The sequence below is a fragment of the Leisingera sp. genome, from assembly GCF_982940295.1.
Map to the genome: position 1 here is coordinate 46,517 of NZ_CEYXRG010000027.1, position 11,274 is coordinate 57,790.

Below are 11,274 nucleotides of genomic sequence, written 5' to 3' on the forward strand. Positions count from 1 at the left end.
TCCCGCCCGTCGCTGAATCTTTAGATAGGTCCGCTCCCCTTTGGGCATGGCAGGTCTCATCCGGCTGCAGTCCGGAGAAGCCGCGGGAGCGGGACTGCCGCCTTGGCCTGGTTCAAGAAGAAAGCAGCCCCAAAACGCAAAAAAAACCGCATCGGATGATGCGGTTTTCTGCATGTCGCTGTAGCGGATCTTAGCCCTGGCGCGCTTTGAACTTGCGCTGGGTCTTGTTGATCACGTACACGCGGCCTTTGCGGCGCACAACCCGGCAGTCGCGGTGCCGGTTCTTCAGCGAACGGAGCGAGTTCTTGACCTTCATGGTCTCTCTCCTTGTCTGCGGCGCGAACCAGCGCCTGGGTTAGCGGGTGCCTTGGCCGTGACCAGGGCAGTGAATTGAATGGTGGGCGATACAAGGATCGAACTTGTGACCCCTTCGATGTCAACGAAGTGCTCTACCGCTGAGCTAATCGCCCACTCTGGCCTGCGCTGCGTCCTGCCCCTCAGAAGTGAAAGGGGCGCGGGGTGCCGCGCCGGTGAGGGGGTCTATAAATAGAGTCGCGCAGAGGTGCAAGAGCTTTTGACCGCAGAAATTTCCGCGATATGCTGTTTCTTGCACAAGAAGCACCGGAGCAAGGATGCCTGATACAGCGTTTTCCGTGATTTCCCCGCAGAAACTGGCCTCTGCGGTGGTTTTTGCCTCTCCCCACAGCGGTACCGATTACAGCGATTCCTTTCTGGAGCAGTCGATTCTGGGGCGGAAGACCATCCGCAGTTCGGAGGATGCCTTTGTCGACCTGCTGTTTCAGGCGGCACCGGAGTTCGGTGCGCCGCTGCTGACCGCGGTCAAGCCGCGGGCCTATCTGGACCTGAACCGCTCACCCGATGAGCTGGACCCGGCGGTGATCGACGGGGTGCAGCGGCGCGGGCAGAACCCGCGGGTGGCCTCGGGCCTGGGGGTCATTCCCCGGGTGGTGGCCAATGGCCGGGCGATTTATCGCGGCAAGCTGCCGATGTCTGAGGCCGAAGAGCGGATCCGGTGTTACTGGCATCCCTATCACCAGGCGCTGAAAGGGCTGCTGGAGCAGGCGCACAAATGTTTCGGGCAGGCGATTCTGGTGGATTGCCACTCGATGCCGCACGAGGCGATCGACACCATGGCACCGCAGAGCGGCCGCAAGCCGGAAGTGGTTCTGGGCGACAGGTTCGGCGCTGCGGCGGACAGCAGCGTGGTGGACCGGATCGAGGCGGCCTTTGCCGCGGCGGGACTGAAGGTGGCCCGCAACACGCCGTTTGCCGGGGCCTATATCGCCCAGACCTATGGCCGCCCGTCTCGGCGCCAGCATGCGGTCCAGATCGAGATCGACCGGGCGCTTTACATGGATGAGGCCAGCATCAGCCCGAATGCGAATTTCGAACCGTTGCAGAAACTGCTGCGCCGGGTGATTGCCGAGATTGCGGAGATCGGACAGGGTGAGATGCCGCTGGCTGCGGAATAGACTGCTGCCGCATATTCAGCGCAGGGCGCGGCCTTTCAGAATAGCGCTGTCCCCGAATCTTTTGCGAATAGCGTCGGTGGCGCGTTCGGCCTCTGCCCGCTTGCCGGCATTCGGGTCCAGCAGGTCACCGCTATCGTCCGCCTGCGATTCGGGCACAAGGTCTGAAATCCCGCAGCCTAAGAGCCGGTAGGGGCCCTCATCTCCCACTTGATCCAGCAGACTGCGGGCGGTGCGGTAGATCCGGTCAGCGATCTGGGTGGGGCTGCGCAAGGTGACCCGCCGGGTCAGCGCCGAATGATTGGCGCGTTTCAGCTTGAGCGTCACGACCCGGCCTGCCAGCTCCCGCGCCTTGGCCCGGTCCGAAACCTTTTCAGCCAGCCGCCACAGGTGGCCGTCGAGCACCTCCAGGCTGGCAGTATCCTCAAAGAAAGTGGTTTCATTGGAGATCGACTTGATGGGCGCATGGGCCGAGACCCGCCGCCGGTCCTGGCCGCGGGCCAGATGCCACAGCCGGTCGCCCATCGAGCCGAAACGGCTGTGCAGAGCCTCGCGGTCCCAGCGCAGGAGGTCCGAGAAGGTGCGGATGCCTGCCTTGTCAAGGCTGGCCTGGGCGGCGGGGCCGATGCCCCAGATCAGCCGCACCGGTTTCTCGCGCAGGAAGTCATCGGTCTCGGCCTTGCCGATCACCGAGAAACCGCGCGGCTTGTCGAGGTCGGAGGCGACCTTGGCTAGGAACTTGTTGTGGCTGAGGCCGATGGAGCCGGTGACGCCGAGCTCGTCCTTCATCCGCTTGACCAGCCGCGCCAGCATCACTGCGGGCGGGGCGCCATGCAGCTTTTCGGTGCCGGTCAGATCCATGAAGGCCTCGTCTAGCGACAGCGGTTCCACATCCGGGGTCAGCTCATTCATCATTTTGCGGATTTCGCGGCTGACCTCTACGTAGGCGTTCATCCGCGGCTTGATCACCACCGCGTCCGGACAAAGTTTCAGCGCCTGGAACATAGGCATGGCGGAGCGCACCCCGCGGATTCGAGCGACATAACAGGCGGTGGAGACCACGCCGCGCTTGCCGCCGCCGATGATCACCGGCTTGGTTGCGAGTTCCGGATTGTCGCGTTTTTCGACGCTGGCATAAAAGGCGTCGCAATCCATATGGGCGATGGTGAGGGAGAACAGCTCCTCATGCGACTTGATCCTCGGGCTGCCGCAATGGGGGCAGCGCCGGGCAGGTGCGATCTGGCTCAGGCAGTCTCGGCAAAGGGCGTGCATGGGCGGCGGCGGGCTGTGTTGTTGGAGCAGCAAGTCTAACGTGCGGCGGAGGGCTTGTCTTTAGCGCGGCTGGCGGGCAAGGGACAGATCATGGCATCAGCAGGCAATGAATTTTCCGGCGCGAAGGCAGCGGTGTTTCTGGGGCAGGAATTGCTGGTCATCCTGCGGGATGACACACCGGATATTCCTTATCCCGGCCACTGGGACCTGCCGGGCGGCGGCCGCGAGGGCGAGGAAAGCCCCGAGGCCTGCGTGCTGCGCGAGATCCGGGAGGAAGTCGGGCTGGTGCTGCAGCCGGAGGCGCTGGTCTGGCCGCAGTCCTATCTGCGCCCGCACGGGAGGGTCTGGTTCTTTGCCGCCCATCTGCCCGCCTCCTCCGCCGGGCTGGTCCGGTTCGGCAATGAAGGGCAGGGCTGGGCGCTGATGGCGCCTGAGGCATATTGCGTGCATCCTTTGGCGGTGCCGCATTTTGCTGGTCAGCTGCGGCTGTATCTGGAGGCAAGGGCCGGGTAGCAGAGGCTGAAAAGAAAGATCCCCCGCTGGAATGCGGGGGGAAGGTGACGGACCTCAGGAAGAAAAGCCCGTCTGGGGAGTGTCTCAAGCTCAGAATCGCCCACCCGCTGGTGTTTCGCAAAGAATGCAGCCTAGGCAGGGTGGCAGGGTGAGACCGGGTGTGCTTTTTCGGGCACAGGACGATTTGGCGCAGAATTTCGCGGCGCGGCGTGTTTCACCAGCAAAAAGAGAGGGTTGACGTAGCGTCACCCTATAACTTGTGCGCCGCGGAACAGGAAATGATGTATCCGCGGCACTTTTTTATTTCCGCCTAATTTTTGAGCAGGCAGCGTTTGCGCCGGGTGGAGCGCGCGCAAATCCGCCGTGAGTGGCTGCCTGTGCGACGGCTGGGCCTTTACGCGTTTGCGCCGGCCAGCTCCGCCAGGATAGCCTCAGCCGCGGCGCGCGGGCTGTCCGCTTTCCAGATCGGGCGGCCCACGACAATATGGTCGGCGCCGTCTGCAATGGCGCTGGCCGGAGTAGCGACGCGCTTCTGGTCGCCAAGGTCTGCACCGGCGGGGCGCACGCCCGGGGTGACGATCAGCTTGCCTTTAGCCTCGGGCAGGGCGCGGATCAGCGCGGCTTCCTGCGGGCTGGCGATCACCCCGTCGGCGCCGGCGGCAAAGGCGTTGCCTGCGCGCTCAAGCACCAAGTCCTGTACCGCGCCCTCCTTGATCAGCGCCCCGTCCAGGTCCTGGCGGTCGAGCGAGGTGAGGATGGTGACGGCGAGGATCTTGAGGTCCTTGCCTGCCGCGCCTTCCTTGGCGGAGCGCACCACGTAAGGGTCGCCATGCACGGTGAGGAAGTCGAGGTCGAACTGCGCCAGGCCGCGCACCGCATTTTCAACGGTGGCGCCGATATCGAACAGCTTCATGTCGAGGAAGATGCGCTTGCCGTGCTCCTGTTTGAGCTCATTGGCGAGCGCCAGCCCGCCGCCGGTGAGCATACCGAGGCCGATCTTGTAGAAGGAGACCGCATCGCCCAGCTGTTCGGCGAGCTTCAGGCCCGCCAGCGCATCAGGGACATCCATGGCAACAATCAGGCGGTCGTCGGCGCGCGGGGCTTGGGTCATGGCAGGGTCCTTTTGTGGCAGGTTCGGCGTGAAACTGGCGTTTCATACGCAAGGGGCTGCGGTTGGGCAAGGCGCAGCGGGGTGCTCCCGCATCTGAAGAGGCCCCTGGCGGGGCCTGTTGCAGATTTTGGGTCCGGCGCCGCGCTGCCGCGCGGCGCGGTTGCGCCCGGGGCGGCGGGCAGGGCGCAAAGTTGACGCAGGTCAGGGATTTCCTCACCTTTTGCGGGCAAGATGATCTTGAAGCGGCGGCATCGCTTCCCACATTTATTGCCGAGGCCCGGACCGGGGCGTGCCGCAAAGCGGGCGCTGCCAGCAACGCGGGCGCTTGAAAAAGGAGAGCAAGATGGACTTGAACAAGTTCACGGAGCGTGCACGGGGGTTCGTGCAGGCGGCGCAGACCATTGCGATGCGCGAGGGGCACCAGCGGCTGGTGCCGGAGCATATTCTGAAAGCTTTGATGGACGACGATCAGGGGCTGGCAAGCAACCTGATCTCCCGCGCGGGCGGCGCACCGGCGCGCGTGGCGGAGGCCGTTGATGCGGCCGTTGCCAAGCAGCCCAAGGTGAGCGGCGATGCGGCACAGATCTATCTGGACGGTCAGACCGCCAAGGTGCTGGATGAGGCCGCCAAGATTGCCGAGAAGGCGGGCGACAGCTTTGTGCCGGTGGAGCGCCTTCTGATGGCGCTGTGCATGGTGAAGTCGAAGGCCAAGGAGGCGCTGGAGGCGGGCGAGGTTTCCGCTCAGAAGCTCAACGAGGCGATCAACGACATCCGCAAGGGGCGCACTGCCGACTCGGCCACGGCCGAGGAAGGCTATGACGCCCTGAAGAAATACGCCCGCGACCTGACCGAGGCGGCGCGCGAGGGCAAGATCGACCCGATCATCGGCCGGGACGAGGAAATCCGCCGCTCGATGCAGGTGCTGAGCCGCCGGACCAAGAACAATCCCGTCCTGATCGGTGAGCCGGGCGTTGGTAAGACCGCGATTGCCGAGGGCATGGCGCTGCGCATCATCAATGGCGATGTGCCGGAATCCCTGCGCGACAAGAAACTGCTGTCGCTGGACATGGGCGCGCTGATTGCCGGTGCGAAATACCGCGGCGAGTTCGAGGAGCGCCTGAAGGCGGTGCTGACCGAAGTGACCGAGGCTGCGGGTGAGATCATTCTGTTCATCGACGAGATGCACACCCTGGTGGGCGCGGGCAAATCCGATGGCGCCATGGATGCGGCGAACCTGATCAAGCCGGCGTTGGCGCGCGGTGAGCTGCACTGTGTGGGTGCCACAACCTTGGACGAATACCGCAAGTACGTGGAGAAGGACGCGGCCCTGGCCCGCCGGTTCCAGCCGGTGATGGTGACCGAGCCGACGGTGGAGGACACCGTCTCGATCCTGCGCGGTATCAAGGAGAAGTATGAGCTGCACCACGGCGTGCGCATTGCCGACGCGGCGCTGGTGGCGGCGGCGACGCTGTCGAATCGCTATATTACCGACCGCTTCCTGCCGGACAAGGCGATCGACCTGGTGGATGAGGCGGCCTCCCGCCTGCGGATGCAGGTGGATTCGAAACCGGAAGAACTGGATGCGCTGGACCGGCAGATCCTGCAGATGCAGATTGAGGAAGAGGCGCTGAAGCTGGAGGACGATGCAGCCTCCAAGGACCGGCTGGAAAAGCTGCAGAAGGAACTGGCCGAGCTGCAGGAGCAGTCCGCCCAGATGACAGCGCAGTGGCAGTCGGAGCGGGACAAGCTGGCCTCGGCCCGCGACCTGAAGGAGCAGCTTGACCGCGCCCGTGCGGAGCTCGACATCGCCAAGCGGGAGGGCAACCTGGCCAAGGCCGGTGAGCTGTCCTATGGCGTCATTCCGGGGCTGGAGAAGCAGCTGGCGGATGCTGAACAGAAGGAAGAGCAGGGGCTGATGGTTGAGGAGGCGGTGCGCCCCGAGCAGATCGCCGCTGTTGTCGAGCGCTGGACCGGCATCCCGACCTCCAAGATGCTGGAGGGCGAGCGCGAGAAGCTGTTGCGCATGGAAGATGAGCTGCACCGCCGGGTGATCGGCCAGAACGCCGCCGTCACCGCGGTTGCCAATTCGGTGCGCCGGGCGCGTGCGGGCCTGAATGACGAGAACCGTCCGCTGGGCTCCTTCCTGTTCCTGGGGCCGACCGGCGTGGGTAAGACGGAGCTGACCAAGGCGGTCGCCGGGTTCCTGTTCGACGACGAGCACGCGATGGTGCGTATCGACATGTCGGAGTACATGGAGAAGCATTCGGTCGCCCGGCTGATCGGCGCGCCTCCGGGCTATGTCGGCTATGACGAGGGCGGGGCGCTGACAGAGGCTGTCCGCCGCCGCCCCTATCAGGTGGTGCTGTTCGACGAGGTCGAGAAGGCGCATCCGGATGTGTTCAACGTGCTGCTGCAGGTGCTGGACGACGGTGTCCTGACCGATGGCCAGGGCCGCACCGTCGATTTCAAGCAGACGCTGATCGTGCTGACCTCGAACCTTGGCGCGCAGGCGTTGAGCCAGCTGCCGGACGGCGCCGATGCGTCGGAGGCCAAGCGCGACGTGATGGATGCGGTGCGGGCCCACTTCCGGCCCGAGTTCCTGAACCGTCTGGATGAGACCATCATCTTCGACCGCCTGAACCGCGGGGATATGGACGGGATCGTCGAGATCCAGCTGGCGCGGCTGCTCAAGCGGCTGGCAGGGCGCAAGATCACGCTGGAGCTGGACGAGGCGGCCAAGACCTGGCTGGCGGACGAGGGCTATGACCCGGTGTTCGGTGCCCGGCCGCTGAAGCGGGTGATCCAGCGCGCGCTGCAAAATCCGCTGGCCGAGGCCTTGCTGGGCGGCGAGATCAAGGACGGCGATACCGTCCCGGTCACGGTCGGCAGCGACGGGCTGATCATCGGTAAGCGGCTGGGCACCAGCGGCAGGCCGCGCCCCGATGATGCCGTGGTGCATTAAGCCGTGCATGGAACGGCCGCGCTTTAAGCGCAGGATGTGCACCGGAAAGACCCGCCCATTGCGGCGGGCCTTTTCATATCTGCCGAACCGCGCATTTTGCGGCAGAGGCGGAAAGCGCTAAACTCGCAGCTGTCCCAATCGCAGGCGCCGGTTCTATGATCCGCATCAGGCGCAGAACGGCCTTTGCCGCATTTCTCCTCGTGCTGCTGTGCGGCGCGCTGGCGGCCTATGTGCTGGACGGGCAGGCGCGCCCGATGGAGGACATGGTTGCCTGGCTGCGCAGTACAGGGGCTTGGGCGCCGCTGGCGGTGATTGTTTTGATGGTGGTGCATTCATTCGTGCCGTTCCCGGCGGAAATCCTGGCGCTGTGTGCGGGGGCGGTCTTTGGCACGCTGCTGGGGGCTGCGCTGATCTGGACCGGTGCGATGCTTGGGGCGCTGGTCGCCTTTTGGCTGGCGCGCCGGCTGGGGCAGGAGACGGTGCGGGCCTGGATGAACGAGGCGCAGGCACGGCAGCTGGATGTCTGGACCGAGGAGCGGGGGGCGCTGGCGCTGCTGGCCGCGCGCCTGATCCCGGTGATCGCCTTCAACCTGATCAACTATGCCGCTGGGCTGACCCGGGTTCGGCTTTGGACCTTTGTGTGGACCACGGCGCTGGGCATCCTGCCGGCCACGCTTCTGTGCACCTGGTTTGGGGCGCGGATGCTGGGTATGGACTGGCCGGTGCTGGCCGCGGTTTCAGCCGTGTTGCTGATTGTCCTGTTGGCCATGCACAGGCTGGCGCGGCCCAGGATCTGATGCCAGACCGGGCGTTGCGGAAGAGCGCGGATTAGCTGGCCGCCGCTGCTTCCTTGGCCATCCGGCGTTCCTGTTTCCGGCGCAGGACCTCCAGGCGCGGCTCCCAGTCATAACGGGGGTCCGCGGTGGTCTGCGACCAGTAGAGCTTGCCGCCGTAGCGCCAGGGGTCGAGCACGATCCCCTCATAAATGCCGTCGCCCTTGGCGGCGATCACCGCGGTAGAGTGGTCGATGCGGAAATCGCTTTTCGGCTCGGCGATGGCGCGCAGCATCGATAGCGTCCTGAAGTTCTCCTGATTGAGACGGGCCTGCATGTCCTCCGCGTAATGCACGCAAACGCCGCGCTCCTTGACGCCGCTGTTTACCAGCGTGTTGTGGATGATCGGTGAGGTGGTGACATTATACTGCTCGGCCAGCTGGGCGGAGTAGCTGTAGGCGATTTCCGCCGCCCGGCGCGCCTCGCCCGGGTCGACCTCAGGGTCCATCGACTGCAGAGCAAGGGAAAGCTCCTCGACGTTGTTCTTGGACGCTGTGGGAGCGGAGGCACAGCCTGCCAGCGTAGCGGCGGCCAGTGTCATCAGGGAAACAAGGAAGGATTTCATCAAGGTCTGCCCGTGCCGGAAAGTCTGTTTCCGGCCAGCATAATGAAATCCGGCAGCCTGTGCAGCGGGGAAAATGCCCGGCCGGCGGCTTATTCTTCGATCGCTTCCTGCACGATACCGTCCAGCAGGTCCTGGATCACCTGCATCTCTCCTTCGGGGAAGGAGCGGAACCCGATGCTGACCTCTTCCGTGTCCGGGAGCTGCGCCACGAAGATGTTATAGGGGCAGTAGGAGATATTCATCGGATCCGCCTCCATCACCTCGCGCGACAGCTGGGCGGAGCAGAAGGAAAACACCTGCGCGCTTTGAAACAGCACAACGTCAGAGCCGACATCGGCGCGGGTGCGCTCCAGCATATCGCCCACATGGCTGACATGATCAATCACAAGCCCGCGGTTGGTGATGGCGCTTTCAAGGCCAAACACCACATCATCATAGGCCAGCGATGTCGTGTAGAGCGCGGCCTCCTGCGCTGCGGTGGTCTGAGCGGTGAGGGCAAGGGCGGCTGCGGCGATGTGCTTTTTCACGGTTCGTCTCCCTGTACGGCCGCTGGGCTGGAACACCGGCCCGGACGGTTGCGTCAAACATATGTAGATGTTTGCATGGGAGGGGCCGTCTTGCCACCGGGAAAATTGCCTCGGGCCACGATTCCTGCGTTCCGCTTTCACACCCGGTGAAGGATTTGAGGTTACGTTACAACCCTCTCGCGCAGTCGTGACCGGATATGTTTTGGGTTTTGCGCACGGCGCCTTTACCTCTGATGTGACGCATTAAACAGGAGACCTTGATGGCCCGCCGCTGGACCAATGATCTGACCTATGCTGATGCAACCCCGGAAGCTGTGTTCTGGAACCGCCGCCGGATCATGGCAGGGCTGGCGGGCACCGGCCTGGCGGCGGCCTTGGGCACGCAGGCCCGGGCGGAAGCAGAACAGCTGGAAGCGGAGCTGGAGCCTAACACTTGGGAAGAGGTGACCAGTTATTGCAACTTCTATGAGTTCGGCACCGGTAAGGGGGACCCCTCTAGATATGCGGAGCGGATGACCACCGAGCCTTGGAGTGTGACTATCGACGGGCTGGTGGATAATCCGGGCGACTATTCCTTTGAGCAGATCCTAGGCGAGATGACGCTGGAAGAGCGCATCTACCGGTTCCGCTGTGTCGAGGCCTGGTCGATGGTTGTTCCCTGGCAGGGGTTCGAGCTTTCCGACCTGCTGAATCTGGCTGGTGTGCAGGAGGGCGCGAAATACGTCGCCTTCGAGACCCTCTACCGCCCGTCCGAAATGCCGGGCACCGTCTACAAGGTGCTGGACTGGCCCTACCGCGAGGGGCTGCGCCTGGATGAGGCGATGCATCCGCTGGCGATCATGGCGACCGGTATCTTCGGCAAACCGCTGCCCAACCAGAACGGCGCGCCGCTGCGGCTGGTGGTGCCGTGGAAATACGGCTTCAAATCGATCAAGTCGGTGGTGCGGATCACCCTGACCGAGGAGGAGCCGCCGGCCAGCTGGAACATGGCCAACCCGCGCGAATACGGTTTCTATAGTAATGTGAACCCGAATGTCTCGCATCCGCGCTGGAGCCAGGCCAGCGAGCGCCGCATCGGCGGCGGACTATTCGCGCGCCGCCAGCCGACACTGATGTTCAATGGGTACGAGGCGGAGGTCGCCTCCCTGTATGACGACTTGGATCTGGGTAAGTACTTCTAAGGGGGCCGCGGATGGAAATCGCAAATCGGCTTCTCCGGCGCCTGCCCGTCTGGACAGTCTATCTGCTAGGCGCCCTGCCGGCGCCCTGGCTGTTCTACCTTGGCTTGACTGGCGGCCTCGGCGTAGAGCCGATCAAGGCGCTGGAGCATGAATATGGCGAGCTGGCCTTGCAGCTTCTGATCGTGACGCTGGCCATCTCCCCGCTGCGCCGCCTGCTGGGCCTCAACCTTATGAAGTTCCGAAGGGCAATCGGGCTGCTGTGCTTCCTTTACGTCCTGTGCCATCTGCTGGTCTGGCTTGTGCTGGATGTCCAGATCCTGAGTCAGATCCTCACCGACATTGCCAAGCGTCCTTATATCACCATCGGCATGGGCGCCTTTTTCCTGATGCTGCCGCTGGCGCTGACATCCAACAATTTTGCGGTCCGCAAACTTGGCCGCGCCTGGTCCCGGCTGCACCGGCTGACCTATGCCGCTGCTGTGCTGGGCGCAGTGCACTTTGTGATGGTGGCAAAGGGCTTTCAGATCGAGCCGCTGATCTACCTGGGTCTGGTGCTATTCCTGCTGGCGCTGCGCATCGCTGGCTTCCGCTGGCTGAGACAGGCATCGGGGGCGCTGGTTTCGAGCAGGACCTAGAGCCGGAGCTATCGGAATGCGTCTGAAGGTCGGCCCTTTGGCCGTCCTTTTGTGTTTGTGGCTCTGCCCCCTTTGTCCTTTGGCCAGATTCCCCCGGGGTATTTTTGGCAAGAGGAAGGGGGCGGATTCTCGATTCCGGGCGGTTGAGTCTGTGGATAAGGCCGGTGAGTCTGGGGGTAAGCTGC

The 11,274-nt window shown here is 63.9% G+C and carries 11 protein-coding genes and 1 tRNA gene; 6 read left to right on the top strand and 6 right to left on the bottom strand.

The genetic code is table 11. From position 1 onward, the window contains the following. Positions 1 to 190: 190 nt before the first annotated feature. Both ykgO and AC4HIX_RS19015 read right to left on the bottom strand, forming a co-directional pair. Entirely contained in the window at positions 191 to 316 is a 126-nt protein-coding gene (gene ykgO, locus AC4HIX_RS19010) for a type B 50S ribosomal protein L36 (protein WP_005648635.1), read from the bottom strand. 79 nt (positions 317 to 395) lie between these two features. Further along, positions 396 to 470 (bottom strand) — tRNA-Val (locus AC4HIX_RS19015). 162 nt (positions 471 to 632) lie between these two features. Between AC4HIX_RS19015 and AC4HIX_RS19020 the strand changes: the two genes are divergently transcribed. After that, positions 633 to 1,493: an N-formylglutamate amidohydrolase gene (locus AC4HIX_RS19020; RefSeq protein ID WP_490400135.1), complete on the top strand. Its 861-nt coding sequence runs from the start codon at positions 633 to 635 to the stop codon at positions 1,491 to 1,493. Positions 1,494 to 1,508: 15 nt separating this feature from the next. Here AC4HIX_RS19020 and AC4HIX_RS19025 read toward each other — a convergent pair whose 3' ends face one another. Then, positions 1,509 to 2,762, bottom strand: a complete 1,254-nt coding sequence (locus AC4HIX_RS19025) for a DNA polymerase IV (protein ID WP_490400136.1) — start codon at positions 2,760 to 2,762, stop codon at positions 1,509 to 1,511. Positions 2,763 to 2,852: 90 nt separating this feature from the next. Between AC4HIX_RS19025 and AC4HIX_RS19030 the strand changes: the two genes are divergently transcribed. Then, positions 2,853 to 3,275 (top strand): NUDIX hydrolase, encoded by a 423-nt coding sequence (locus AC4HIX_RS19030; protein ID WP_490400137.1) that lies wholly within the window; start codon positions 2,853 to 2,855, stop codon positions 3,273 to 3,275. 394 nt (positions 3,276 to 3,669) lie between these two features. Here the strand turns inward: AC4HIX_RS19030 and pyrF are convergent, their stop codons facing one another. Continuing rightward, positions 3,670 to 4,386, bottom strand: a complete 717-nt coding sequence (gene pyrF / locus AC4HIX_RS19035) for an orotidine-5'-phosphate decarboxylase (protein ID WP_490400138.1) — start codon at positions 4,384 to 4,386, stop codon at positions 3,670 to 3,672. 343 nt (positions 4,387 to 4,729) lie between these two features. On the opposite strand from pyrF, the gene clpB reads away from it, so the two are divergent. Then, positions 4,730 to 7,348, top strand: a complete 2,619-nt coding sequence (gene clpB / locus AC4HIX_RS19040; RefSeq protein ID WP_490400139.1) for an ATP-dependent chaperone ClpB — start codon at positions 4,730 to 4,732, stop codon at positions 7,346 to 7,348. Positions 7,349 to 7,503: 155 nt separating this feature from the next. Beyond that, entirely contained in the window at positions 7,504 to 8,145 is a 642-nt protein-coding gene (locus AC4HIX_RS19045) for a TVP38/TMEM64 family protein (RefSeq protein ID WP_490400140.1), read from the top strand. A 31-nt stretch (positions 8,146 to 8,176) separates the two neighbouring features. On the opposite strand, the gene AC4HIX_RS19050 is transcribed toward AC4HIX_RS19045, so the two are convergent. Together AC4HIX_RS19050 and AC4HIX_RS19055 are read right to left on the bottom strand one after the other, a co-directional pair. Next, positions 8,177 to 8,746: a hypothetical protein gene (locus AC4HIX_RS19050; RefSeq protein WP_490400141.1), complete on the bottom strand. Its 570-nt coding sequence runs from the start codon at positions 8,744 to 8,746 to the stop codon at positions 8,177 to 8,179. 89 nt (positions 8,747 to 8,835) lie between these two features. Continuing rightward, entirely contained in the window at positions 8,836 to 9,273 is a 438-nt protein-coding gene (locus AC4HIX_RS19055) for a DUF302 domain-containing protein (RefSeq protein ID WP_490400142.1), read from the bottom strand. A 260-nt stretch (positions 9,274 to 9,533) separates the two neighbouring features. Between AC4HIX_RS19055 and msrP the strand changes: the two genes are divergently transcribed. Both msrP and msrQ read left to right on the top strand, forming a co-directional pair. Continuing rightward, on the top strand, positions 9,534 to 10,454 hold the full coding sequence (msrP, locus tag AC4HIX_RS19060) for a protein-methionine-sulfoxide reductase catalytic subunit MsrP (RefSeq protein ID WP_490400143.1): 921 nt from the start codon (positions 9,534 to 9,536) through the stop codon (positions 10,452 to 10,454). A gap of 11 nt (positions 10,455 to 10,465) precedes the next feature. Further along, positions 10,466 to 11,089 (top strand): protein-methionine-sulfoxide reductase heme-binding subunit MsrQ, encoded by a 624-nt coding sequence (msrQ, locus tag AC4HIX_RS19065; RefSeq protein ID WP_490400144.1) that lies wholly within the window; start codon positions 10,466 to 10,468, stop codon positions 11,087 to 11,089. The last annotated feature ends 185 nt before the right edge of the window (positions 11,090 to 11,274 follow it).

Excerpts from the sequence above, each read along its gene's own strand:
- ykgO (WP_005648635.1), bottom strand. The coding sequence starts at position 316 with ATGAAGGTCAAGAACTCGCTCCGTTCGCTGAAGAACCGGCACCGCGAC.
- clpB (WP_490400139.1), top strand. The coding sequence starts at position 4,730 with ATGGACTTGAACAAGTTCACGGAGCGTGCACGGGGGTTCGTGCAGGCG.
- AC4HIX_RS19025 (WP_490400136.1), bottom strand. The coding sequence starts at position 2,762 with ATGCACGCCCTTTGCCGAGACTGCCTGAGCCAGATCGCACCTGCCCGG.
- AC4HIX_RS19045 (WP_490400140.1), top strand. The coding sequence starts at position 7,504 with ATGATCCGCATCAGGCGCAGAACGGCCTTTGCCGCATTTCTCCTCGTG.
- AC4HIX_RS19030 (WP_490400137.1), top strand. The coding sequence starts at position 2,853 with ATGGCATCAGCAGGCAATGAATTTTCCGGCGCGAAGGCAGCGGTGTTT.
- AC4HIX_RS19020 (WP_490400135.1), top strand. The coding sequence starts at position 633 with ATGCCTGATACAGCGTTTTCCGTGATTTCCCCGCAGAAACTGGCCTCT.
- msrQ (WP_490400144.1), top strand. The coding sequence starts at position 10,466 with ATGGAAATCGCAAATCGGCTTCTCCGGCGCCTGCCCGTCTGGACAGTC.
- AC4HIX_RS19050 (WP_490400141.1), bottom strand. The coding sequence starts at position 8,746 with ATGAAATCCTTCCTTGTTTCCCTGATGACACTGGCCGCCGCTACGCTG.
- msrP (WP_490400143.1), top strand. The coding sequence starts at position 9,534 with ATGGCCCGCCGCTGGACCAATGATCTGACCTATGCTGATGCAACCCCG.
- pyrF (WP_490400138.1), bottom strand. The coding sequence starts at position 4,386 with ATGACCCAAGCCCCGCGCGCCGACGACCGCCTGATTGTTGCCATGGAT.